The 20,409-nt window shown below is 50.9% G+C and carries 22 protein-coding genes; 19 read left to right on the top strand and 3 right to left on the bottom strand.

Translation table 11 applies throughout. The features are described from left to right. Positions 1 to 13 precede the first annotated feature (13 nt). The 8 genes from SP99_RS12025 (at position 14) to SP99_RS11990 (ending at position 6,176) form a co-directional block, all read left to right on the top strand. A complete protein-coding gene (locus SP99_RS12025; protein ID WP_047958742.1) occupies positions 14 to 496 on the top strand; it encodes a DnaT-like ssDNA-binding protein in 483 nt (160 codons plus the stop codon). After that, positions 496 to 846 (top strand): hypothetical protein, encoded by a 351-nt coding sequence (locus tag SP99_RS12020; protein ID WP_047958741.1) that lies wholly within the window; start codon positions 496 to 498, stop codon positions 844 to 846. Before SP99_RS12025 ends, SP99_RS12020 begins: the two co-directional genes overlap by 1 nt. Before the next feature lies 1 nt (position 847). Beyond that, on the top strand, positions 848 to 1,432 hold the full coding sequence (locus tag SP99_RS12015; protein WP_047958740.1) for a hypothetical protein: 585 nt from the start codon (positions 848 to 850) through the stop codon (positions 1,430 to 1,432). Next, positions 1,429 to 1,839, top strand: a complete 411-nt coding sequence (locus SP99_RS12010; RefSeq protein WP_047958739.1) for a DUF4128 domain-containing protein — start codon at positions 1,429 to 1,431, stop codon at positions 1,837 to 1,839. The genes SP99_RS12015 and SP99_RS12010 overlap by 4 nt, the downstream gene beginning before the upstream one ends. A 68-nt stretch (positions 1,840 to 1,907) precedes the next feature. Next, positions 1,908 to 2,579 (top strand): phage tail protein, encoded by a 672-nt coding sequence (locus tag SP99_RS12005; RefSeq protein WP_047958738.1) that lies wholly within the window; start codon positions 1,908 to 1,910, stop codon positions 2,577 to 2,579. Positions 2,580 to 2,644: 65 nt separating this feature from the next. After that, on the top strand, positions 2,645 to 2,956 hold the full coding sequence (locus tag SP99_RS12000; protein ID WP_023344275.1) for a phage tail assembly chaperone: 312 nt from the start codon (positions 2,645 to 2,647) through the stop codon (positions 2,954 to 2,956). After that, on the top strand, positions 2,848 to 3,267 hold the full coding sequence (locus tag SP99_RS11995) for a DUF1799 domain-containing protein (protein WP_331456726.1): 420 nt from the start codon (positions 2,848 to 2,850) through the stop codon (positions 3,265 to 3,267). The genes SP99_RS12000 and SP99_RS11995 overlap by 109 nt, the downstream gene beginning before the upstream one ends. Beyond that, entirely contained in the window at positions 3,264 to 6,176 is a 2,913-nt protein-coding gene (locus tag SP99_RS11990; RefSeq protein WP_047958736.1) for a phage tail tape measure protein, read from the top strand. The genes SP99_RS11995 and SP99_RS11990 overlap by 4 nt, the downstream gene beginning before the upstream one ends. A gap of 64 nt (positions 6,177 to 6,240) precedes the next feature. On the opposite strand, the gene SP99_RS11985 is transcribed toward SP99_RS11990, so the two are convergent. Further along, the gene (locus SP99_RS11985; RefSeq protein ID WP_045371007.1) at positions 6,241 to 6,501 is read right to left on the bottom strand and encodes a hypothetical protein; all 261 of its coding nucleotides are present in this window, start codon (positions 6,499 to 6,501) and stop codon (positions 6,241 to 6,243) included. 696 nt (positions 6,502 to 7,197) lie between these two features. Here SP99_RS11985 and SP99_RS11975 point away from each other — a divergent pair. The 7 genes from SP99_RS11975 (at position 7,198) to gpJ (ending at position 15,576) form a co-directional block, all read left to right on the top strand. After that, a complete protein-coding gene (locus tag SP99_RS11975) occupies positions 7,198 to 7,545 on the top strand; it encodes a phage tail protein (RefSeq protein WP_047958735.1) in 348 nt (115 codons plus the stop codon). After that, positions 7,542 to 8,297 (top strand): phage minor tail protein L, encoded by a 756-nt coding sequence (locus SP99_RS11970; protein ID WP_047958734.1) that lies wholly within the window; start codon positions 7,542 to 7,544, stop codon positions 8,295 to 8,297. The genes SP99_RS11975 and SP99_RS11970 overlap by 4 nt, the downstream gene beginning before the upstream one ends. A gap of 1 nt (position 8,298) precedes the next feature. Further along, positions 8,299 to 9,018, top strand: coding sequence for a C40 family peptidase (locus tag SP99_RS11965; RefSeq protein WP_047958733.1), 720 nt, complete (start codon positions 8,299 to 8,301; stop codon positions 9,016 to 9,018). Positions 9,019 to 9,357: 339 nt separating this feature from the next. Beyond that, the gene (locus SP99_RS11960; RefSeq protein ID WP_047958732.1) at positions 9,358 to 9,801 is read left to right on the top strand and encodes a Panacea domain-containing protein; all 444 of its coding nucleotides are present in this window, start codon (positions 9,358 to 9,360) and stop codon (positions 9,799 to 9,801) included. A 520-nt stretch (positions 9,802 to 10,321) separates the two neighbouring features. Next, positions 10,322 to 10,924 carry a tail assembly protein gene (locus SP99_RS11950; protein ID WP_047958730.1) on the top strand — a complete coding sequence of 201 codons (603 nt, stop codon included), beginning with the start codon at positions 10,322 to 10,324 and terminating at the stop codon, positions 10,922 to 10,924. A gap of 60 nt (positions 10,925 to 10,984) precedes the next feature. Next, positions 10,985 to 11,551 (top strand): hypothetical protein, encoded by a 567-nt coding sequence (locus SP99_RS23155; RefSeq protein ID WP_053060150.1) that lies wholly within the window; start codon positions 10,985 to 10,987, stop codon positions 11,549 to 11,551. Positions 11,552 to 11,613: 62 nt separating this feature from the next. Continuing rightward, positions 11,614 to 15,576, top strand: a complete 3,963-nt coding sequence (gpJ, locus tag SP99_RS11940; RefSeq protein ID WP_082137902.1) for a TipJ family phage tail tip protein — start codon at positions 11,614 to 11,616, stop codon at positions 15,574 to 15,576. Between the two features lie 34 nt (positions 15,577 to 15,610). Here gpJ and SP99_RS24625 read toward each other — a convergent pair whose 3' ends face one another. Further along, complete coding sequence (locus SP99_RS24625) at positions 15,611 to 15,880, bottom strand: hypothetical protein (protein WP_141237576.1); 270 nt, start codon at positions 15,878 to 15,880, stop codon at positions 15,611 to 15,613. A gap of 128 nt (positions 15,881 to 16,008) precedes the next feature. Between SP99_RS24625 and SP99_RS11935 the strand changes: the two genes are divergently transcribed. Continuing rightward, positions 16,009 to 17,289: a phage tail fiber protein gene (locus SP99_RS11935; protein ID WP_047958729.1), complete on the top strand. Its 1,281-nt coding sequence runs from the start codon at positions 16,009 to 16,011 to the stop codon at positions 17,287 to 17,289. On the opposite strand, the gene SP99_RS11930 is transcribed toward SP99_RS11935, so the two are convergent. Next, positions 17,255 to 17,836, bottom strand: a complete 582-nt coding sequence (locus tag SP99_RS11930) for a tail fiber domain-containing protein (protein WP_047958728.1) — start codon at positions 17,834 to 17,836, stop codon at positions 17,255 to 17,257. The two genes, SP99_RS11935 and SP99_RS11930, sit on opposite strands and share 35 nt — an antisense overlap. A gap of 126 nt (positions 17,837 to 17,962) precedes the next feature. Between SP99_RS11930 and SP99_RS11925 the strand changes: the two genes are divergently transcribed. From SP99_RS11925 to SP99_RS11915, 3 genes are all read left to right on the top strand, one after another. Then, complete coding sequence (locus SP99_RS11925) at positions 17,963 to 18,520, top strand: recombinase family protein (protein ID WP_047958727.1); 558 nt, start codon at positions 17,963 to 17,965, stop codon at positions 18,518 to 18,520. Between the two features lie 172 nt (positions 18,521 to 18,692). After that, a complete protein-coding gene (locus tag SP99_RS11920) occupies positions 18,693 to 19,112 on the top strand; it encodes a translesion error-prone DNA polymerase V autoproteolytic subunit (protein ID WP_047958726.1) in 420 nt (139 codons plus the stop codon). Between the two features lie 2 nt (positions 19,113 to 19,114). Next, the gene (locus SP99_RS11915; protein ID WP_047958725.1) at positions 19,115 to 20,383 is read left to right on the top strand and encodes a Y-family DNA polymerase; all 1,269 of its coding nucleotides are present in this window, start codon (positions 19,115 to 19,117) and stop codon (positions 20,381 to 20,383) included. Positions 20,384 to 20,409: the final 26 nt, after the last annotated feature.

The following is a 20,409-nucleotide window of genomic DNA, read 5'->3' as shown; positions in this document are numbered from 1 at the left end:
AACGGAAGTTCAGATGATTATTACTGATATTACCGCCGCTGACGTTAACAGTTACGCCAGCGAAGATGAACTGGCGTCATTTGCCGCGCTGAGAGGGATTGAGCTGCCTGAAAAGCTCGCACCGTTGCTGATTAAGGCGATGGACTACCTGGAAGGGCTTGATTGGGTAGGTTCCAAAGCAGACCCTCAACAGTCTCTGGCCTGGCCACGCGCAAATGTCAATCTGGATGGACACGACTTCCCACCCGACCAAGTGCCGCGGCAGGTTATCACCGCACAATGCATGCTGGCTATCGAGGCAATTGATGGCGATTTGCTTTCAAGCGTTCGTGAGGCCGCGGTTAAAACCGAACGTGTCGAAGGCGCCGTTACCATGACCTATGCGGTTGCCGATGGTGAGGTGTTCACACCATCCTACCCGGCGGTAATGGCTATTCTCGGCGACCTGGCTGGTGGGCGTGGATATGAAATCAATGCTTTCGCGGAGCGCGCGTAATGACCATCAACTATCAGCGAATGCAGGCGACAACGACTCGTATGCTCAAGCAGAACGGCATTGCATACAACGTCACGCGTAAGGGCACGTTAATCGTCATCGGTGGTGTGGAACATCGTTCCGATGATATCCAGTTCACCGCCATAGGAGTGAAGACGGATTACGCGCCAGGCGAAATTGATGGAACCGTCATTGAAAACGGCGATGTTCGGATTGTCTTCACCGCTGAGAAGGAAATTAAAACCGGCGATCTGATCGTCGTGGACGGCGTAAGCCACCGCGTAGTTAAACCTAACCCCGTGAAACCGGGTGCGGTGGTGCTCTGCTACAAATCTCAGTTGAGGACATAGCATGAGCGATAATAAGGCGTTTACGGCTGCCATCACCGCGTTCGTGGACAAAGCCAAAGCGAATCAGGAAGCGGTCGTACGTGCTGTCGGCATTCGGATCCTTAATCAACTGGTGATGATGTCACCTGTCGGCAATCCCGAACTCTGGGGCATCAACCAGACGGCAGCTTCTTACAATCAGGCGGTATACGACCATAACGAAGCGCAAAAATCGGACCCTGCCAACCTGACCAAAACAGGACGGCTTAAGAAAAAGGCACGGCTGGTGGATGGGATGGATATCAAAGCGCCGCCCGGATATACCGGTGGACGGTTTCGGGGCAACTGGCAGGTGTCTTTTGATGCACCGACAACAGATGAAACAGGCCGTATTGATAAAACCGGAAATCTGACAAAAGCAGCAGGGAATAACACGCTGTCGCTGTTCAAAGTCGGGATGAAGGCTATTTATTTCTGCAACAACGTCCCTTACGCGTATCGACTGGAGATGGGGCACTCTTCCCAGGCTCCGGGAGGGATGGTACGCATTACTGCTGCTGAGTTTCAGCGATTTTTTGAGGATGCAGTAAGGGAGGTGACTAAATGATCCCCGATATCGCGGCGGCGCTGGCCGCCAGGCTCGGCGAGTGGGCTGATGCTGAAGGTATCCCGGTTGCCTGGGAAAACGTGCCTTTTACACCGCCGTCTGATGGGCTCTATCTTGCAGTCCATGACATGCCCGCCACGCCGCGTACGCTGGACCTTGGATTGCACTGCCGCATTTATTCAGGTGTATACCAGATTAACGTTGTGGCCCCAGCAGGCACTGGCCGTACCTCCGTCGTTGCCCTGGCGAGCAGAGTGGCGGAATTGTTCCCCGAGGGGCAGGAAATTGCAGGCAAAGACTTTACCTGTTGGATTAGCAGCGCACCTGGCATATTCCGCGGCGTCCCTACACCTCTGTCCTACACCATTCCTGTCAGCCTGAATTATCGGGCAGACATTACCAGCTGATTCCCCTCTGATGTCCCACAACTGACCGGCCTTGAGCCGGTTTTCCCGTTTCTGAAGGAGAAACCATTATGGGCTTTGCACTGCCTAACGGCGCTCATGTTTATCTGGCGTCGGGCTACGGCCCGGCCATTACTTTCACCGGCGCGACGAATGCTGAGCACGCGGTGATCACCGTCAGCGCCGCAGACGATATCGCGGTCGGCGATATCGTTCACGTTAACTGCAACTGGTCGGGTATTGATAACGTTATCGCGAAAATCGACGCGATTGCGGAGAATGCTGTCACTCTTCGCAATATCAATACCACCAACAAAAACAAATATGCTGCTGGTGGCGGTACCGGTTCGATCCGCAAGGTGCTTGAATGGACCGAGTTGCCGCAAATCACTGAGGTATCGAAATCCGGTGGCGATCAGAACACAACGCAAATTCAGTTCCTCAGCGATGATCGCCAGCGCAACCTGAACACCTATAAATCCGCAGTCTCGCAGACCTACTCGATCGCGCATGACTCCACGCTCCCGGTATATCCATTGCTGCGCCAGCTGGACGAAGACGAAGAGACCGTGGCGGCTTACATGTACGTGCCGAAGGCGAAGGAGAACCGTTACTGGGCAGCCACGGCATCTTTTGACGACACGCCGACTACTGCGGTTAACGAGGTAGAGACAGTAAGTGTGGTACTGAACCTGCAGTCACCGGCGATGACGTTCTACAAGGTGACTGACGCTGCCGCCTGACCCGTCAGAGCTTTCAATATTCTATGCCTCCCTTTGCGGAGGCTTTTTTTTCTTAAGAGGTATCAATGGCGACTAAATTCACCCTTCAGCCCAAACCAACTTTCAAGGCCAACGTCTCGATCCCGCGCGCTGGGGATGAAGATGGCGTGCTTACTTTCACGTTTAATCACAAGCCACTTAAAGAGCTGGCTGATCTGGAAAAACTGGAAGGCAAAACCGCCACTGATTTTCTGATGGAAATTATTTCTGGCTGGGCGCTCCCCGATGCATTCAACGCGGAAAACCTGTCGGTGCTGCTGGAAAACTATCCGGCGGCGATGAAGGCCATCCCGGAAACCTACTACCGAGAGCTGATGGGGCAGCGCGAAAAAAACTGATAGCGGTTGCCTCTGCATTCTATACGCCTGAACCCACAGCGGCAGACCTGGCGCCATATGGCCTTTCCCCGGATGACTACGACGATCAATACATCGAAGTCTGGCCAGATGTATGGCCTTCATTCCTGGTGTTTCAGGCTGTCAGCACGCAGTGGCGCACGGGCATGGGAGGCGCATCAGGGCTTGATTACAACGTGCTGCCCTGGGTGATGCGCCTGCACCACGTAGAGGACGAGGCAACCGCACTTTCGGACATCCGAATCATGGAGAGCGCCGCACTAAAAGTTATGCATAAAGAGAGGGCGGAATGAGTAACGATATCGCCACGATTTCCCTGCGCGTAAATACCAGTGAGCTGGAGCGCGGTAACCAGGCACTGGATCGCTTTCAGGAGACCGCGTCCGCCGCGGCAGGTAAAGCGGATGACCTGAACAGCACGTTCCGCACCGGTATCGATAACCAGAAGAAAAACAGCGAAAGCCTGAAGCAGCAGCGTCAGGAACTGCAGAACCTGCTGAATAAAATCAGCCCGGTAAACAAGGCGCTGGATGAACTGGACACTATCCAGGAGAGCCTGGCGAAATTTCGCGGTAAAGGGCTGGTGGGAGACGAGGACTTTACTCGTTACAACAGCGTGCTTGAGACGACGCGGGCAAAACTGGCACAGGTAATGGAGTCTGAAACCGCAGAGGGTCGGGCTCGCATTGAACAGGCTCAGGCAGCGCAGCGTGCAGCTGCGGCGGGCAAAACCTTTATCGATTCGCTGGAGGAGCAGGTCACAGCAATCGGAAAAACGCGCGCAGAACTGTTAGAGCTAAAAGCTGCCCAACTCGGCGTATCCGATCGTGCTGCACCAATGATCGCAAAGCTGAAAGAGCAGGAGGATGCGTGGAAGTCTGGGGCTATCAGCGCGGGGCAATACCGCAATGCTATGCGTTATCTCCCGATGCAAATTACCGACATTGTGACCTCACTGGCTTCCGGTATGCCGGTTTATATGGTTGCTATTCAGCAGGGCGGTCAGCTACGTGACTCGTTTGGCGGTGTAGGCAATGCGCTGAAAGCGATGTTGTCGATGGTGACCCCTGCCCGAGTGGCAATTGGCGGCCTGGCCGGTGCTGTACTGATTGCGGCCAAAGCGGGATCGGACTACTTCACCGCCTACGACGAAATCAACAAGGCCATTATCAGGACTGGCAACATTGCCGGCACGTCAGCGCTCCAGATCATGGCTTCCTCCCAGTCTATTGCTGCCTCTACTGGCGCTACTATAGGAACCGTTCAGAGTTTGATGACTGAGCTGGTTGGCATTGGATCGCTGACACAGCAGCAACTTGAAAAAGCAGCGGGCTCCACGGCGCTGGCGGTTCAGACCGGTATAGTCTCGGCGCAGGACATCACCAAAGCCTATAAGGACATCGAAAAAGACCCTGTTAAAGCGCTGCAGAGTCTCAACGAACAATATAATTTCCTGACAGTTTCACAACTTAAGCATGTTGACGATCTGATAAAGCAAAAGGACCAGACCGCGGCTGTTACGCAGGCTATGGACCTGTTTGGCGATACGATGGCAAAACGTGGAGAGCAGGCTTACGACTCGCTGACACCGTTTGGTCGCCTGTGGCTGGATATCAAGGGCTGGGCGTCTGAGGCCATGCAGAGTATCGGTCAGTGGGTAGCTGAGCTGGCATCAAACACTCTGAAGGAATTCAACGCAATTTATTACAGCGTTGCGATCGTTTTCCAGAAGCTGAACCAGATCATTTCATCCTCTATCGCTGCCGCGATTAACCTCGTTCCCGACTGGGCGAAAACAGATACTTTGCAGGGATGGCAGGACTACAACGAACAAATGGCCGGCGCTTATGGCGACAGCGTCTCTCAGCTGAAAAAAGACTGGGATGCCGCTGATATCAGTGCAGGTAAATACCTCGATACGACCAGAAAGATAAGTACCGCAACCACCCAGAAGGATCGGGAAGGAGTCGCTTCTTTTGGTAAAAAGACGCAAACCGGAAAGCAGGGCACTTTATCGGCTGGCGATCGCAGCACGGATGCTGCCCAGGCCGAGTTGCTGGCGCTTCAGTCTCAGTTACGCGCGCTGCAGCAGCATAAAGGGCTGAACGACACTATCAGCCAGCAGCGCAAAGATCTGTGGACGACTGAAGCGAAATTTCAGGTGCTGGAGGAGGCCTCCCGATCTCGCTCTCTGACAAAGCAGGAGCAATCCCTGCTGGCGAGTAAAGACCAGGTGCTTCAGTTGGCACGGCAGAAAGCCCTGTTAGGTGATCAGATTACCGCACAGGAACAGCTGAACAAGCGAATGGATACCTCGCAGAAATACGTCACACAGATGGCAGAGAAGCAGGCTGCATTAGTGAACGGTGCCGGGATGAGTGACCGTCAGGCTCAACGTGAGCTGGCAAAGAGCCAGCTTTCCTCTGGCTGGTTCAACTCCGGCGGCACGCTTGACGACGAGGGCTATCAGAAGCAGCTTAAGGCGGCGAATAATTACTATGATGCAGAGGACAGGTTGCGTGGCGACTGGTTGACCGGCGTGAAAAAGGGTTGGGCTGAATTTGAGGACAGCGCGACTAATGTTTACTCGCAGGTGCAGACGATTACCAGCAATGCGTTCACCGGGATGGCCAGCACGCTCACCGACTTTTTTACTACAGGTAAATCTAACTTCTCAGACTTCCTTTCTACTTTCCTCAAGGGCATCGCCCAGATGCTGACACAACTGGCTTTGGTTAATGGAATGAAGTCAGCGTTTGGTGGAACGGGTATCGGTGCGTTCTTTGGTTTCTCTGGTGGTGGTCTGGTGCCGGGATTTGATAGCGGCGGTTACACCGGTGATGGCGGTAAATACCAACCGAAAGGCGTAGTTCATGGTGGTGAGTTTGTATTTACGAAGGAAGCAACCAGTGCACTTGGTGTTGGCAATCTCTATGCGCTTATGCGTGGAGCTCAGGGGTATGCAAACGGCGGCTACGTCGGAAACGCACCGATGTTCGGGTTACAGGGAGGTAGTTCCGCTATAAATGTTAATGTCGGTGGTGTTGTGATTCAGGGACGTGAGCAACCAACGACAAGGTCGGCTCCAGCAAATAATGTGGATATCATCAAACAGCTCAAGCCGGCAATAGTTAACGTAATATCTGAGCAGGCGCAGCGGCCGGGGACGCCTTTATGGAATGCAATAAAAGGAACGCGATGAAGCTTAGTCAGTCCTTCGAAATACCGTTCCATGGCTCTAACGATTAGCACGACAAACAGCCTACTCAGGTGGGCTGTTTGTCGGTGATCAGTTGTAATAACTTACAATGCTCGTCAATTGCATCCCATATCATATCCTGCTGATCTCCATCCCACTCTTCAACCATCGCTAGTTCAGAGCGGAACTGTTTGAGCCTGATGTTAATGGCGGCTATTTCATTGCGGCCACATTTCTTAGCCATTTTAATCAATGATGCTTCAGGTGTCTTTTCATAGGGAGACAGCCCGGCCCGCGCTTTAATATATAGTGTCGTCAGTCTGTTCATAGGACTTCAATCGCGAATATTGGGTTGCTCTAACCTAAATTTATAGTGGGGTGTTTTTAACTGCCTGAGACAGGTATCTTTCCATAACCCGCATTTTGCTAGATATGTGAAGGGGTGACCGCTTCGACTTTTTTTGAGTTTTTTTATCAAATCACAAAAACGCACGGTTCGTCGACAACATTTCAAAAGATTAATATTAAACGAATCCCACTACTGTTCTTTGTGATAACTAACCCTTCAATCGTAGGTATTTAGCATTCTTTCTATGCGATAATAGTGTTAATGCAATGAATGGATGAAGGGCGATGGGATTTTCATATTGGTTTACCGTATGTGCTTGTTTTTTGATTGGTCCTATAACATTGGTTCAGTCTTTCGGCTACCTGCGCAAGGGAATCTATACCAAAACATTCAAGGGAACGAGTCGAAAGGAGTACATTCACAAGGATGCCAGGCCCTTTGAATACTGGTTCAGCATTATCTTTGAGTTTGGAGCGAGCTTCTTGCTAATTGGCGTAGGATTCTGGCTCTTAAGGGATATCCCCGCTGTCAACGAATGGTATGCTGAAATCCGCGCGATGTTACCTTATTGATTTTATGGCCAGACAGCACTTCAACGTTACTCCATTTAAGAACACATCATTTTTGTTAAGCAATTGACCCGCTTCGGCGGGTTTTTTTATACCCGGAGGAAAGTTGGCGATCGAAACATTTATCTGGCGAACCCAGATTCAGGCGGGCATGGAAGGGGAGTTTACTTACGTAACGCGCTCTGCTTCCTTTGGAGACGGCTTTGAACAGATCGCCGGTGAAGGCATCAATCCTGAAAAACAGTCATGGCCGATGACCTTAACGGGAAAAAAGGCAGAGATGCTCGATGTGCTGAGTTTTTGCCGCAAGCACATCACAAAATCCTTTATCTGGACGTCTCCTGTTGGCGAAACCGGTTTATACCGGATTGAAGCTGATTCCATTAAAGCCCAGCCGCTATCCAGCAAAGTGATGACCATAAAAGCAACCTTCAAACAGGCATACGCACCATGATTACTGAAGATTATCAACGCCTCGAACCGGGTGAAAAAATACGTCTTCTTGAGGTAGACGGTTCTGCGTTTGGTCTGGACGATGTCCTGCGCTTTCACGCTTATAACCTCCCGCATACTGAAGAAGAGATTGCGGCTGCTGGTGGCGACGAATCAAAGTTAAAGGCGAAGAGTATCTGGTGGCAGGGCGAAGAGTTTGGTGCCTGGCCATATAAGCTAGAGGGACTGGAAGCTTCAACCGATGGCAGTAGCGCCCAGCCGACTCTCACCGTTGCCAACATTGACAGCTCTATCACTGCGCTCTGTCTGGCCTATGACGATATGCTGCAGGCCAAAGTTACGATTCATGACACTTTTGCGCATTACCTGGATGCGCGCAATTTCCCGGATGGAAATCCCACAGCAGATCCCTTGCAGGTGAGGAAGCGGGTTTTCTATATCGACGGTAAAAATAGCGAGCTTCCCGGTGAAAGTATCGAGTTTGTTCTTACCAGCCCGATGGATCTACAGGGATTGATGATCCCGACCAGGCAGCTGCATTCCCTTTGCACATGGTGCATCCGGAATAGGTACCGCACCGGCGATGGGTGCGATTATGCCGGCACGCTTTACTTCGACAGAAACAACAATCCGGTAAGTGATCCCTCATTGGATGAATGCAACGGCACGCTCACCGCCTGTAAGCTCCGGCATGGAGACGGCAACGAACTGCCGTTCGGTGGGTTCCCTGGCACGTCTTTGATCAGGAGTTGATATGCGTCAGAAAACCATCGATGCGATTATGGCTCATGCTGCAGCTGAGTATCCTCGCGAGTGTTGCGGCGTGGTGGCGCAGAAAAGCCGTGTTGAACGTTATTTCCCGTGCCGGAATCTTGCCGCTGCGCCGGAGGACAATTTTGTACTTTGCCCCGAAGACTATGCAGCTGCAGAAGACTGGGGGAAGGTGATCGCCATCGCTCACAGTCACCCGGATGCCACGACGCAACCGAGCGAGCTGGATAAAGCGCAATGCGATGCAACCCTTTTACCCTGGCATATCGTGAGCTGGCCGGAGGGGGATTTACGGACCATCCAGCCGCGTGGAGAACTGCCGCTGCTGGGGCGCCCGTTTGTGCTTGGTCACTTCGACTGCTGGGGTCTGGTGATGAGCTATTACCGGCAAACGCACGGGATAGAGCTTCACGATTACCGGGTCGATTATCCCTGGTGGGAAAACGACTACCCAGACAACTTCTATCAGGATTGCTGGTATGAGTGCGGATTCCGTGAATTCGACGGGCCGCCAAAACCTGGCGATATGGTGATCATGCAGGTTCAGGCTGATAAGTGGAATCATGCGGGGATTCTGCTGGAAGGCAACATGCTACTGCATCACCTTTATGGGCATCTGAGCCAGCGCGTGCCGTATGGAGGTTACTGGATGGAAAGGACCATGAAGATACTCAGACATAAAATTTTATTAGGGCGCGGTTAAAAACTGAGCGCCACATTCAAGGGGGCCGAAATATTACAGCAATCTTTGTTGTCGTGCATTCCAACCAAGTCATGCATTTTGTGCAAAAAGTGCTATTTTTGGCCTTCTTGAACTCTTCAAGCAGATCATAGGCACAGCCTATCTCCTGAGAAAGTGATAATAGTTTACTATTACCTGAGGGGTAAGTTCTGCGAAAAGGTGGCTAACTTGCAAAATGGCCACGATAAAGTTCGTCGAACTTGCATCTATCTTCAGACATGGGCCCATTGCTCAAAAATGAGCAATGGTATTAAATAACTCCATATATATAGCTGCGGCTATCAAGATGGAGGTGTGTTTATGCTTACTTGTTTTGATGTTGCCGACTACTTCTTGGCGCATTGCGATGAAGAAAGTGGCGACATTATCTCGAACATGAAAATTCAGAAGCTTGCCTATTATGCGCAAGGATTCTCCCTTGCATTACTAGGGAAACCTCTATTTGATGAAAAAATTGAGGCGTGGATGCATGGTCCGGTAGTACCGGAGCTTTACCATCGCTTTAAGGAGCATGGGAATGGCGCTCTTCCAGTTCCGCAGGCAATTGAACTGGACAAGTTTTCTGAGGACGAGATCGAATTGCTAGATGAAGTCTACAAGGTTTATGGCCAGTTCTCAGCATGGAAGCTTCGCAACATGACACATGAAGAGGCTCCTTGGAAACAGGCGTATGTCGAGGGTGCTCCGAGCCAGGAAATTAAACCCGATACAATGTTAGATTTCTTTAAAACTCTGATTAATTGAAGTTTATTCAATGGGTAAGTCTAAGGGTAGGATTAGGTCCAGGGAAAAGGAAAGCTCTGCGTCAGTAGGGCTTTCGGCTCAGGTCAATGCTCATGATATTGATAACAGCCCACCCGTTTTCTCATTGAGATATCTTCAGCGAGATTTTTGTATTGATTGCTGTGAAAAAAACGAAAAGGCAGCGTTTGCTGACAGGCTCTTCAGGTTAAGTCAATTATCTTGGGCTGATATTCGAAAGGCTGATAGGCACGGGCTTGGTACCGAAAAGATCTCAAGGGACTCGATTAAAGCGGCGATACCAGTACACATATCCCCGGATGTAGATTTTTTAGCATTTAGATTTTGTGCGAAAGCTCCTATGGTCGGCTATAAACTCGGCTCAGTCTTTTATATTCTATGGCTTGATAGAGCTTTCAAACTTTATGACCATTAGATAATAAAAACACGACCCGCCTTCTGGCGGGTTTTTGCTTTCTGATATCTGCCACACCCGCTTCGGCGGGTTTTTTATGGAGTAAATATGACCATTTCGCTAGATATGGAGCAGCTCAGAACCGTCCGGCTTTATGGTGTTCTTGGCGCCACCTTCGGGCGTGAATATCATTTATCAGTAGCTTCACCAAAAGAAGCCATCCGTGCATTGTGCATTATCGTGCCAGGCTTCGAGCGGTTTTTGAATACCAGCAAGCAGCGTGGGCTTACTTACGCTGTATTCAGTGGAAAGCGTAACCTGAACAATGATGAACTCGTCATGGATCAGAGCTCCGCTGATATTCGCATCGCACCAGTTATCGTTGGTAGTAAGCGAGGGGGTATTTTCCAAACCATCCTCGGCGTTGCACTTGTTGCTGCTGCAGTATGGATGCCTGGAGTAGGTATCGCAGCGAGTAACATTATGTTCCAGATTGGAGGGGCAATGGCCTTGGGCGGTGTCGTACAAATGCTCTCTCCACAGACAACCGGACTTGCCAGCAAGCAATCGGCAGACAATAAGGCCAGTTATGCCTTTGGGGGAGTAACCAATACGACAGCCCAGGGTAATCCTGTGCCGCTCCTTTACGGCAAGCGCCGCATCGGTGGAGCGATCATTTCTGCTGGCATTTATGTTGACGATCAGCAGTAGCTATAGTGCCAAACTAAGAGTATCTTCTTGAAAGAACGCATTATAATACTGGAAATGCTTATGGATGGTTATGCTATAGACTTTCAAGATTTGCTTGGATTAAGAAAATTAAACGAGCCTGGTTTGGACAGAAGGGCGTTCACAGACTGGGCTGAAAACCAGATTTCTGCCGGCAATGAGTCTTCAAATCTTTTGATTTTGGCATCTTTGGGATTAGATAAGGAAATCTCGAAAGATGAGGTGTTTCGCTATTTTGATGGCTACGTTGATGAGATTGGAGAAGTGATGCCAACTGAACGAGTCGCGTTCATATTGGCAATGAGACTAACATTCAAAAAGCTCGCCTATGCTGAACTTGAGGATGAGGTCTGGAGTGAATTAACTAGAACTTTTGTTAAATGGTATGACTTGCCAAATGGCCTTTTATATAGAGCAATGACGTACTGGAGCGCATTGCATGATGATTTTATAAATAATTATGAATATGAGGTTGGGTATTATTACCTGAACTATCCGCGACACGGTGACATTCCTCGCTCGAAACAATTAGAGTACGTTCGTAATTGTGCAATTCGCTTTCTCCGTATTTTCGATGAACACTATTATTTTGGTTTGCTTATCAAATAATATTTAATTCAACATTGTTCTAATCATGGCCACCTCTGGATGGCTTTTTTTATGGGCGCAATATGGCTATAGCAACCGCTATTAAAGGCCGCAAGGGCGGCAGTTCAAGCTCAAGAACTCCTACAGAACAGCCAGACGATCTGCAGTCAGTAGCCAAGGCAAAAATCCTTCTCGCGCTGGGAGAGGGGGAATTTGCTGGTGGCCTTACTGCGCGCGATATTTATCTCGATGGCACTGCACTTGAAAACGCAGATGGTTCGCAGAACTTCAGCGGTGTGGCGTGGGAGTTTCGTTCTGGAACTCAGGCGCAAAAATACATTCAAGGGATCCCGGGTACTGAAAACGAAATCAACGTGGGAACTGAGGTATCGAGCGCTACAGCGTGGACGCGCACGTTTACCAATACGCAGCTTTCAGCGGTTCGCCTGCGCCTGAAATGGCCTTCGCTTTTCAAGCAGGAGGACGACGGCGATCTGGTCGGTTACTCGGTTAATTATGCGATTGACCTGCAGACGGACGGTGGCACATGGCAGACGGTACTCAATACCAGCGTGACCGGCAAAACGACTTCAGGTTACGAGCGCAGCCACCGTATTGATTTACCTCAGGCTGGCAGCAACTGGACAATCCGACTCCGTAAGATTACGTCTGATTCCAACAGCGCGAAGATCGGCGACACGATGATGCTGCAGAGCTTCACCGAGGTAATTGACGCCAAATTACGCTATCCAAACACAGCGCTGCTTTATATCGAATTCGATTCCAGCCAGTTTAACGGCTCAATCCCGCAGATCTCCTGCGAGCCCCGAGGCCGCGTTATCCGCGTTCCGGATACTTACGACCCCGACACCCGCACTTATAGCGGTACGTGGACTGGGACATTTAAATGGGCCTGGACCGATAACCCTGCCTGGATTTTCTACGACCTGGTGGTTAGCGACCGTTTCGGACTTGGGGATCGTCTTACAACGGCCAACATAGATAAATGGACGCTCTACCAGGTTGCGCAGTATTGCGATCAAATGGTACCGGATGGCAAAGGCGGAAGTGGTACCGAACCACGCTATACCTGCAACGTGTACATTCAGGAACGCAACGACGCTTATACGGTCCTGCGTGATTTTGCTGCCATCTTCCGTGGGATGACCTACTGGGGGGACGACCAGATTGTGGCGCTGGCGGACATGCCGAGAGATGTAGATTTTACATATACGCATGCGAACGTTATAGAAGGGCGCTTTACCTATTCCAGCAGCACCACAAAGAACCGTTACACCAATGCGCTGGTGTCCTGGTCTGATCCTGATAACGCTTATTCTGATGCGATGGAGCCTGTTTTTGAGCAGGCGCTGGTTGCACGTTATGGGTTTAATCAACTCGAGATAACTGCGATCGGTTGTACCCGTCAGTCGGAAGCGAATCGCAAAGGGCGATGGGGGATCCTCACCAACAACAAAGATCGCGTTGTTACTTTCAATGTAGGGGAAGATGGCAACATTCCACAGCCTGGCTATGTAATCGCCGTAGCGGACCGAAATCTCTCCGGGCGCGACCTGGGCGGCCGTATCTCTGCGGTGAATGGTCGCGTGCTGACGCTGGACAGGGCGCCGGATGCTTCGGCAGCCGACAGGATGATTGTCAATCTTCCATCGGGTGTTTCACAGTCACGCACCATTCAGTCGATAACGGGCAATAAAGTGACCGTTACGACCGCTTACAGTGAAACACCTGTGGCTGAGGCCGTATGGGTCATTGAGTCTGATGAGCTCTACGCACAGCAGTATCGCGTTATTACGGTAACTGATAATAACGACGGCACGTTCACAATCGTCGGTGCAAATCACGATCCGGATAAATTCGATCGCATTGATACCGGAGCCATCATTGACCAGCGGCCGGTTAGTGTGATCCCTCCGGGTAACCAGTCACCGCCTGCAAACATCGCGATCAGCTCGTTTTCCGTGGTGCAACAAAATATCAGCGTCGAAACGATGCGCGTGAGCTGGGACCAGGCGCAGAAAGCTATAGCCTATGAAGCGCAATGGCGCCGCAATGACGGGAACTGGATTAACGTGCCTCGCAGCTCCACCATGTCATTCGACGTCCCGGGGATTTATGCCGGGCGCTACCTGGTGCGCGTGCGCGCAATCAATGCCGCTGAAATTTCATCCGGATGGGGCTATTCAGAAGAGAAAACGCTGACAGGTAAAGTGGGCAATCCACCGAAGCCGGTTGGCTTCATCGCTTCTGAAAACGTGGTTTTCGGAATCGAGATGAACTGGGGATTCCCGGCGAATACCGACGACACGCTGAAGACGGAAATTCAGTACAGCCTGACTGGTACCGAAGACGATGCGATTCTGCTGGCCGATGTGCCTTACCCGCAGCGCAAATATCAGCAGATGGGCCTTAAGGCTGGGCAGATTTTCTGGTACCGCGCGCAGCTGGTGGACCGTAGCGGCAACGAGTCTGGTTACACAGAGTGGGTGCGTGGGCAGGCCAGTATCGATGTCTCCGACATCACCGATGTGATCCTGGAAGAGATTAAAGACTCGGATACCTTCAAGGACCTGATCGAGAGCGCCGTGGATACCAACGAAAAAATTGCTGGTATGGCTGACGATATCCTGCAGGCGAATAATGAACTCGAACAGCAGGCGCAGGAAATTGCCAAAAACGCGCATGACATCGGGCAGGTTCAGACCGATGTGAAGGAACTGACAAGCAACGTTGGAGATGTGTCGTCATCTCTGTCTCAGCTTGAGCAGACCGTGGCGACGGCTGACACCGCGCTGGGTCAGCGAATCGACAGCATCAGCGTGTCTATGGACGGCATGACGGGCGGGGTGAAAAACTCGGCCATTGCCATTATCCAGAACGGGCTGGCACAGGTGGCCGCGCGTAAAACCCTGTCCGCAACGGTCGCCGGTAACAGTGCGCAGATGGACCGTCTCGACGAAGTGATCGTCAGCGAGAAGGAAGCCACAGCACGTTCATTGCTGAGCCTGCAGACGGACGTTAACGGCAACAATGCATCCATCAACAGCCTCAACCAGACGTTCTCTGATTACCGGCAGGCGACGGCCACCCAGATAAACGGTATTACGGCAAAAGTCGACGGACATACTGCGGCAATCACCACCAACGCGCAGGCTCTCGCGAGCATGGATGGTGATCTCAGTGCCATGTACAACATCAAGGTAGCAGTCGATGCTAACGGTAGGCAATACGCTGCCGGAATGGGGATCGGCGTAGAGAATACGCCAGAGGGCATGCAGTCACAGGTAATGTTCCTGGCTGACCGTTTTGCTGTCATGACCCAGGCAGGCGGTAATGTTACGCTCCCGTTCGTTATCCAGAATGGCCAAACCATTATCAGGGATACGGTCATCGGTGACGGGACAATCGGCAACCTTAAACTCGGTAACTATATCCAGTCCTCAACATGGGACGGAACCGGTAATGTTGGCTGGCATATCAACAAATCGGGTTATGCCGTTTTCAATAACGTAACCGTGAGAGGAACGGTTTACGCCACGAACGGTGAGTTCACCGGGAAGGTAACTGCAACGAGTGGTTCGTTCAAAGGCACAGTGGAGGCTGATAGCTTTGTAGGGGATGTGGTTAACGCTGGCGTTGGTGTGGATAAATCCAAATTAGGGGCAGGTGGTGTAACTACCAGTCTGACCTATACGGATACAACCGGAACAAGCAAACCCAAGACTGCAATAGTGTCGGCTGTAGTGATGATATATGGCGTCTCAGCAGGCGATGCTACTGCACGGATATCTGTGACCATTGACGGCACAACAAAAGATTATCAGTGGGTAACTTGTCCAAGTAGAAACACCACCAATGCTATTGCGGTCCCGGTATTTTTTGCGAAAAGCGGAATTACAAAGCAAGTAGTCACCGCATCAATAAGTGTTAATGATATGTCGGGAGGAACAAACGCCTCAAGGAAAGATATTCTTTCACCTGTATTACAGATAGCTCGAGGTTCGGGTTCTTTTTCTGCCTCATAAAAATAAAGCCCCGTGAGGGGCTTTATTTGCTTGTTTATTTAAAAGGAGCTTTATATTTTTGGTCCGGGAGTTTTTGGCTTTTGTAAGATGCGCCGCCTACACATGGCTTAACATGAGAGCCATTGTCGTAAGAAGTCACACTGGACGTGTTTGCGTTTACGCAGGCATCAATCTGACGTTTTTGTGCGGTTCCGCCATTGCCATAACCAGGGTCTGATTTTTGCCCCTGTTCAGAAGCAAAAGATACAGAAGAAAGGGTCAGGAAAGTCACGCCAAGTAACACCGATAAATAATTCTTTTTCATTCTATATATTCCATTGGTTAGTGGGATATCCATATTCACAAATAAACGCCCATTATTCAGATCGTTTATATGAATCAATATTCATTTATTGATCGTTTCTAGCGATCGATAAATTCATGGAGCGCAAAATGCTTTATAACACTGGCACTATCGCAATTAACGGAAATACGGCAACCGGCACCGGCACGAACTGGACGGCACCCGCCAGCCAGGTTCGCGCTGGCCAGACGATTATTGTCATGTCTAACCCGGTGCAGCTGTTCCAGATCTCATCCGTGAACAGCGCCACGACAATGACGGTAACACCTGCTGCATCACCGGCGCTGAGCGGCCAGAAGTATGGAATCCTTGTGTCGGACAATATCTCGGTCGACGGTCTGGCACAGGCCATGTCACAGCTCATCAAAGAGTATGACGAGAATATTGGTGCCTGGGAGGCGTTCGCCACTACCTCGGCAAACCAGAGCATCACCGTTACCATCAACGGCACCCCTGTAACCATTCCTGGTATCGGTAAACTGGCGCAGAAAGGGGCCAACGGTGCGCTTGCAATTACTGACGGCGGGACCGGGGCAACGACTGCAGAAGCCGCTCGCACAAACCTCGGTTTGGGAAGTAGTGCTTTACTGGATGCTCAAAGTTCCTGGGGTGATTCCGGTCAAAAGAAAGTTCTAACTGTGGGGGCTTTTGGTCTGGGGCGTGAAATTACTGAATCAGTTCCACTTAATACTATGAGCGAGTCCTACCCCTCATCGTTTATATGGTCAGTAGAGGACGCCAGCTACATGGGGGTCTCAGGAAGTCAGAGCATTACCTCAATCGTAATAGCTCGCGGAGGTAGACCAACTCGCATTCATCAAATCTACACGTTAGGGCGGACTTTCTTCAGTTACCGAACACCTACAGGGTGGCTGTATCAGGAAGCCTACACAACGGGGAACACCACTAAGGCGAGCGACGGCACGCTAAAAGCGGCCTCACCAGTTGCGCGCATAGTGACGAGTCGGGATGCATGCCAGCGCGCTGACGTAGCCGAAGATGGTTTCTCCTGGTGCGGCTGTGGGACAGCAAACGCAGAGGCGGAGGGCATAACCCTTTCTCGCCTCGAGGCGGGCGTTTACCTGCTGACAGGTTCAGCAGGACTGGCTTCAGAGGGATGGCAGTTACTGCCACCGATGGACCCTGGTGGCACGGGAGAACTTGGCGTGGTTGAAGCTGAGCAGACGGAAAGCGGAGGCCTGACAATCCGTCTTTTCAAGCAAAAATACATCCTGAGCGGTAAAAGTGAGATCATTAAAACCAAAGGTGAACCGATGGACGTACCGGCGAACAGCTGGATCGATGTTCGCCTTGATATGCCTGACGATTCCCTGTTTAACCAGCGGATGAGCCAGGAGCCGCAACGTTGATCTCTTCCTCTAAGGCGCTGACGCGGACAGCCAGCGCTTTGATTGCCGCCAGCGCATCGAGCATCAGAGGATTGAGGTCGAGCGTCATTTTCCCCGACTCCTCAGCCGAGTGAACATATTGCGGATCTATCTTTTCAAGTTCCTGAGCAATGACGCCGCGGCGAGTCGTTTTGGCTTCATCTGCGAGGTAGTAGAAGGTCTTAAAATCCATTGCCACGATGTTGGCCAGAGACACTTCTAAATCCAGATCCCCTGTCACTTTCTTAAAGTTAATGTCCGATGTACCCGCAGACTGCAGCTGCACCCACGGCACTGAGGATTTTGGAGTTTGAGGGTCAGTGGTTGTAAGAAAGCGGCTGAATACCGCACTACCGGAAGTGATCCATAACTGCGCAATTCGCTGTCCAGTGTACGAACTCTGGAACCCACAGCCATTCGCAGGAGCCCACAGAGTATTGCCATCAGCATCACTGATGAAGGATGAACTGGCATCTGTGGGCTTATTTTGGAGAGCCGAACCAACCCCAAAATCCCCAACCGAAAGCATGTTGCCTGACGAGCTATAAGCATTCCTCGTCGCGCTACTTCCTAAACCGACGTTTTATAGATTGCCCTGGGCCAGCCTTGCCGATAACTTCACCTGATTTTTTTGAAGAAAAGGTGACTAAAAAACATGCAATATGGGTACGCAAGGGTGTCAACTTTTGACCAAAATCTTGAATTACAGTTAGAGGCGCTCAATCGATTAGAATGTGACCACATTTTTGAAGACAAAATATCCGGTGCAAAGGCCAAACGGCCAGGGCTGGATAAGATGATGAAATTATTGCGGCCAGGAGACACCGTCATCGTTTGGAAGCTGGACCGGCTTGGACGCTCACTCATACACCTCGTCGATTTACTGCGTTATTTCCGTGCGAACAACATTGAGTTTGTATCAATCACCGAAGGGATAAGAATCAGCACTTCAATAGGCCGTTTTGCATATACCATGCTGAGTGCAGCTGCCGAAATGGAAAGGGAAAACATTATTGAAAGAACGCGAGCAGGGTTAGCAGTGGCCCGGTCAAAGGGGCGAATCGGCGGCAGGCGTCCAAAGCTTACCCAGGAACAATGGGACCAGGCGGGCCGACTGATAGCTAACGGCGTAGACAGGAAGCAGGTAGCGATAATTTATGACGTTGCAGTATGCACGCTTTATAAAAAATTCCCCGTTTCAAAACCGGCTTAAATTTGCTCACACAGAGTTACTGTCACAAAATTTACAAAAATCATAATTCGAAGCGACATAGAAACTTAGAAACGAAACGGCGAAGCTTTAATCATTCATGGCAGACCCTCTGTCTTGCGTGCATACTCAAATGAAACTACTGTATATAAAAACAGTATTCGAGGTATGCAACATGGAATTTATCAGGCCTGCAGAACTGCGAGAAATTATTGCTCTCCCGCTTTTCAGTGACTTAGTGCAGTGTGGTTTCCCAAGCCCCGCGGCTGATTATGTTGAACAGCGTATCGATCTCAATGAGTTACTTATCGCTCACCCGAGTTCAACATATTTCGTTAAAGCCGCGGGTGATTCAATGATCGAAGCCGGGATCAGCGACGGTGATCTGCTGGTGGTCGACAGTTCGCGGACAGCTGTGCATGGTGACATTGTAATCGCTGCAGTTGAAGGCGAGTTCACTGTTAAACGACTGCAGCTGCGCCCGACCGTTCAACTCAATCCTATGAACAGTGCGTACAGTCCGATCGTTGTTGGCAGCGAAGATACCCTTGACGTTTTCGGCGTTGTTACTTTCATCGTGAAATCGGCGAGCTGAATATGTTTGCGCTCTGTGATGTGAATTCGTTCTACGCATCATGCGAGACTGTATTCAGGCCGGACCTGAGAGGGCGCCCGGTTGTCGTTCTCTCAAATAACGATGGCTGTGTAATCGCACGAAGCGCCGAGGCCAAGGCCGCTGGAATTACTATGGGAGAGCCGTTCTTCAAGCAAAAGGAGCTTTTCCGGCGCGCTGGCGTTGTTTGCTTCAGCAGCAACTACGAGCTGTACGCAGACATGTCGAACCGGGTAATGACGACGCTTGAGGAAATGAGCCCTCGCGTCGAAATTTACAGTATCGATGAAGCTTTTTGCGACCTGACAGGTGTTCGCAACTGCCGGGACCTTACGGAGTTCGGCAAAGAGATCCGCGCTACCGTTCTGAAGCGTACGCACCTCACCGTTGGCGTTGGCATTGCTCAGACAAAGACTCTCGCTAAACTCGCCAACCACGCCGCAAAGAAATGGCAGCGGCAAACGGGCGGTGTAGTGGACCTGTCAAATGTCGATCGGCAGCGCCGACTCCTTGCCCTGGTACCAGTTGAGGACGTATGGGGCGTTGGCCGCCGCATCAGTAAGAAGCTTAACGCCATGGGCATTAAAACGGCTCTGGACCTCTCAGAACAAAGCACATGGATTATTCGCAAACACTTCAATGTCGTGCTGGAGCGAACTGTCCGGGAGTTGCGCGGCGAGCCTTGTCTTGAGCTGGAAGAGTTTGCACCAGCAAAGCAGGAAATCGTATGCAGTCGGTCATTTGGCGAACGCGTCACCGAGTACGAACAGATGCGGCAGGCTATTTGTAGTTATGCGGCACGTGGTGCTGAAAAGCTACGCGGTGAGCATCAGTATTGCCGGTTTATCTCGACGTTCGTTAAAACCTCTCCCTTTGCGCTGAATGAACCGTATTACGGTAATAGCGCGTCAATGAAGCTTCTCACCCCTACACAGGATTCCCGCGACATAATCAACGGCGCGGTAAAGTGCTTGGACAAAATCTGGAAGGATGGTCACCGGTACCAGAAAGCTGGAATTATGCTTGGGGACTTCTTTAGCCAGGGGGTGGCGCAGCTGAACCTTTTTGATGAGAACGCGCCACGCGCTGGAAGCGATAAGTTGATGGAGGTGCTCGATCACCTGAACGCAAAAGACGGGAAAGGAACTATATATTTTGCCGGGCAGGGCATACAGCAACAGTGGCAGATGAAGCGTGAAATGTTATCTCCACGCTACACCACAAGATATTCAGACCTTCTCAGGATTCGATGATTTTGATTCTTAGGTCCGCTATGTGC

Origin of the sequence: Enterobacter sp. BIDMC92 (assembly GCF_001030225.1) — a bacterium.
Classification (GTDB): Bacteria; Pseudomonadota; Gammaproteobacteria; order Enterobacterales; family Enterobacteriaceae; genus Enterobacter; species Enterobacter sichuanensis.
Note: the sequence above shows the minus strand (reverse complement) of the source record. Positions and strands in the feature narration are given on the sequence as shown.